Below are 3,679 nucleotides of genomic sequence, written 5' to 3'. Positions count from 1 at the left end.
GGCCACAGACCGTAACACTCAACCTCGCCGCTTGACAGCCAAAAACATGGGATGTCTGACCGGGCGTCACCCGCGGACCTCGCCGAAGCGGTGGCCGCGCATCGTCTCGGTGACGAGGCGGTTGTGTCCGATCCGGTCCTCGCCCGCGACCAGCACCGCGCTGTAGCGCTCCAGGCTTACCCGGCCGCCGTACTCCTCGATCTCCTCGGTGTCCGGGTAGATCCGCACCGAGGTCGGCGCGTACCGGCTGGCGAAGCCGAGCCGCATCTCCCGGGACTCGCCGCTGTGCGGCAGCGAGGCGTGCATCAGCGTGGACCAGAATATAACGGCCTGCCCCGGACGCATGATTATCGGCACCGCGAGGGACTCGTCCGGCTTCCAGTCCGGATCCTTCTGCAGCTCGTGGTAGTCGTAGCCAAAGAAACCGCGGCGCACCCCACCCTTGTCCACGGTGTTGATCCGGTCCGGGTCGTAGTGCATGCGCCTGGCCTCGTCGTAATTCATCCGCGTGTGCGTCCCGGCGATGAACTGCAGGCAGCCGGTCTGCTCGTTCGCCTCGGTGAACGCGGTCCACACGGTGATCGTGCCGCCGGTGCCCGCCAGACCCGCCAGACCCGCCAGACCCGCCAGCCAGAGGATCTGCGGGGTGCCGGAGGCGTTGGCGAAGGTGTCCGCCTGGTGCCAGTCGGTGCCCTCGTCGCCGGGGTACTTGGGGAAGAACTCGGTGCGCCAGCACAGCACGTCCCGCCCGAGCACACTCACCACCCGGTCGACGATCTCCGGGCGGCAGATGTGGTCGGCGAGGAACTCCATGTCGAGGTGCCGGTCGTAGTTGGCGATGTTGGTGTTGCCCGAGAGCGCGTCGGTCGTCTGGTAGACGGCCGCGCTGCGGTCCATCATGGACAGCCGCTCGCGCTTCCAGATCGCCCGCATCTCGTCGGGCTCGTACACGGTGAACGGACCGAAGAAGCCGTTGCGGCGGAAGGACTCCAGCTCCTCGGCGCTCAGCGCGAACCTGCGCCCGCCCTGCCCGGCGGCGCTCGCGGCGCCCATGCGTGCCACCCCCTCCGCATGTCTGACGACGATCTCCGGGTCCTCGACAGCGTCCGCGATCGCCCGCGCGATCGTGCGTACCGAGGCCACGTCCTCGAGCTCACTGCCGTTGAGTGAGGTCCCGTAGGCGGTGTTGAGCTCGGCCATGACGCGTACAAAGCCGAGCGAGGTGAGTCCGAGGTAAAACAGGTCGTCCTCGACGCTGATGTCGGTGTATGGCAGCGCGGCTGCGGCCGACCTGGCGACCGTTTCCTCCAGCAGCGCGCATACCTGCTTTGTGTCGGTCACGTCGTCATCCCTGGGGTCTCGGTCTCCTCGCCGGCGAACAGCCGGGCCGCGGTGACGTTCGCCGCGGAGCGGTCCACCTTGCCGTTCCGGGTCAACGGGATCGCGTCGACCGGGAAGTAACGGGCCGGGCGCATGTGCACAGGCAGTTCCCCGCGCAGGTGGCCGCGCCAGGCCTCGGCCAGGGCCGCGGGGTCGCCGGCGCCCGCGGCCGGGACGGCGAGGACGACCAGTTCGGCTGCGCCGTGCCGACCGACGCCGGGGGTGACCACGACGGGCCCGGCCACCGTCGGGTGACGGCACAGCACCGCTTCGATCTCGGCCGGCTCGATCCGGAAGCCGTTGAGCTTGATCTGGTCGTCCACTCGGCCCAGGTAGACGAGCTCGCCGCCGCGCCAGGCGGCCCGGTCGCCGGAGCGGTAGCAGATCGCGCCATCGGGGCCGGTGACGAATCGTTGCGCCGTCAGCTCCGGCCGGTTGAGGTAGCCGCGGGCCACGCCCGCGCCGCCGATCCACATCTCCCCCGGCCCACCCGCGGGCACCGGCCTGCCGTCGGGGTCCCGGATCGTGACGGTGAGGTCCGGGACCGGCACGCCGATCGGGCTCACTGCCGGGCCGTCGAGGTCCGCTTCGGCCAGCCGCCGGTAGGTCACGTGCACGGTCGTCTCGGTGATGCCGTACATGTTGACGAGCCCGATGTCCGGGTGGCAGCGCATGAATCCGGCGACCAGGTCGAGGTCGAGGCGTTCGCCGCCGAACACGATGGTGCGCAGCGAGTCGGGGATCCGGGATGGGTCGGCCTCCTCGGCGAGCAGCAGCTGACGGAAGGCCGACGGGGTCTGGTTGAGCACGGTGACCTGATGCCGGGTCAGCAGTTCGAGCAGCGCCTCGGGATGGCGCCGCGCGGCGGTCGGGACAATCGCGAGGCAGCCGCCGTGCAGCAGCGCGCCCCAGATCTCCCAGACGGAGAAGTCGAAACTGGCCGAGTGGAAAAGCGTCCACACGTCGTTCTCATCGAATCCGAACCAGTGCCGGGTCGCGCTGAACAGCCGCGTCACCTGCCGGTGTTCCACCACCACGCCCTTCGGCGCGCCGGTGGTGCCCGAGGTGTAGATGACGTATGCGACGTCCCGCGGGCCCGCCACGGACTGTCCCTGCCCGTTCCCGGGCGCCGCATCCTGCCAGGCGTCGAGGGGGATGACGGTGAAGCCGAGCCGCTTCGGCAGCTCCTCCTCACGCGGACCGGCCAGTACGATCGGGGGGCGGGCGTCTTCCAGCAGATAGGTCAGCCGGGCCTGCGGATACGCCGGGTCCATAACGACGTATCCGTTGCCCGCGCGGGCGATCGCCGCCATGCCGACGATCAGGTCAGGGCCGGGGCTGGCGATCAGCCCGGTCAGCGGACCGGCGGCTGGGCCGACGGCGCGCAGGTGCGTCGCCAGCCGGCCGGCCCGGTTCCACAGCTCCGCGTAGCTGAGCGGGCCTGCCGGTCCGAGGACCGCGGTCCGGTCGGGGAACCGGCGGCAGACCTCGCCCAGCAGCTCGTCCAGCCGTGTCTCGGTCGGCATCGGTCGGCGGGCTCGGGTCCGCGGGCCTCAGCCCTGGGCCCGGGTCGCGTACAGCCCCCAGTGGTGCGGGGTGAGCGTGATGTCGCGCATGGAGTCGGGCGCAAACATCCGCGCCCAGGTGCCGCCGCCCCTCTCGGCCGGGATGCGCTGCTCGAAGTAGAGGTTGCGCACGGCCTCGTTGCGCACGTGCAGCTCGAGCAGCCGCTGGTAGGTGGTGAGATCCTTCATGTGGATCATCCAGTGCAGCCGGTCGGCCGTACCGAAGGCCTCTTCGTACACGAAGACAGTGCAGTCTCCGGGCAGGTTGTCGTTGATCGAGTCCGCGACGTCGCGGCCGAACTTGCGTGCCTCGGAGCGGAAGTTGTAGTCGATCTGCGCGCTGCGGTGCATCAGGATGCCCGCGTTACCGGAGTGCAGGTGCAGCTCGCGTGCCTGCTTGGTCTGCTGCCAGGCCGGCGGCACGTTGTCCACCGAGTGGTCGGTGTACACGGTGGACTGCTTCTCCAGCCTGCCGTCAGCCACGGTGCCGTACATGCCCCAGAACTGGGGCAGCATCACGGTCTCCTGCATACTGCCGTCCACGAACAGCCGGTCCCAGGCGCCGCCGCCCTTGTCCTCCTCCACCCGGTCCTTGGTGATGGAATCGCGGTAGGCCTGGTCCTGATCGCCCATCAGAACCATCGGGTAATAGCTGGCGAGGGACTTCAGATGGATCAGGAAGTGGATCCTGTCCTTCGTGCCAAAGGTCTCTTCGTACACGAAGACAGTGAGCC

Annotated in this window: 3 protein-coding genes; all 3 read right to left on the bottom strand. The window is 69.4% G+C overall.

Going from position 1 to position 3,679, the window contains the following annotated elements:
• Positions 1 to 66: 66 nt before the first annotated feature.
• Positions 67 to 1,341: a chlorinating enzyme gene (locus AC08OX_RS15850; protein WP_476608525.1), complete on the bottom strand. Its 1,275-nt coding sequence runs from the start codon at positions 1,339 to 1,341 to the stop codon at positions 67 to 69.
• Positions 1,338 to 2,906 carry an amino acid adenylation domain-containing protein gene (locus tag AC08OX_RS15845; RefSeq protein ID WP_476608524.1) on the bottom strand — a complete coding sequence of 523 codons (1,569 nt, stop codon included), beginning with the start codon at positions 2,904 to 2,906 and terminating at the stop codon, positions 1,338 to 1,340. Before AC08OX_RS15845 ends, AC08OX_RS15850 begins: the two co-directional genes overlap by 4 nt.
• 27 nt (positions 2,907 to 2,933) lie before the next feature.
• The coding region (locus AC08OX_RS15840) for a DUF6039 family protein (protein ID WP_476608523.1) at positions 2,934 to 3,679 on the bottom strand (746 nt) is incomplete at its 5' end.

The sequence above is a fragment of the Frankia sp. CoBUL1 genome, assembly GCF_978021245.1.
This window is presented reverse-complemented; position numbering and strand designations above follow the sequence as displayed.

Bases quoted from the DNA above. Each gene is read 5' to 3' on its own strand.
- AC08OX_RS15845 (WP_476608524.1), bottom strand. From the start codon at position 2,906: ATGCCGACCGAGACACGGCTGGACGAGCTGCTGGGCGAGGTCTGCCGC.